This is a genomic window from Massilia sp. CT11-108 (assembly GCF_047302915.1).
Classification (GTDB): domain Bacteria; phylum Pseudomonadota; class Gammaproteobacteria; order Burkholderiales; family Burkholderiaceae_D; genus Telluria; species Telluria orientalis.
Genome location: NZ_JBKYMO010001821.1, coordinates 1 through 230, shown reverse-complemented (window position 1 = coordinate 230; position 230 = coordinate 1). Strand labels below are relative to the sequence as shown.

Below are 230 nucleotides of genomic sequence, written 5' to 3'. Positions count from 1 at the left end.
ACCGTCGTCTCGCCCGCACCCAGCGCGTAGGAAAGGTAGGGCGGATAGCGCCCTTCGCTCACGCCCAGCCGCTGGATCAGATCGGTGACGTTCTTCATGCCCGTCGCCGCGGCGGCGCGCACCGTCATCAGGTTGCGCGACTGCTCGATGCCCCAGCGCATGGTATGCGGCCCGGCGTAGGATCCGGAGAAGTTGCGGAAGCACTTGGTGCCCAGCCGCCCGCCCTGGTC

General features: G+C 68.7%; 1 protein-coding gene. It reads right to left on the bottom strand.

The features are described 5' to 3' along the window. Positions 1 to 230: hypothetical protein (locus ACEN88_RS36450; protein WP_413347234.1), on the bottom strand; the 230-nt coding region annotated here is incomplete at both ends.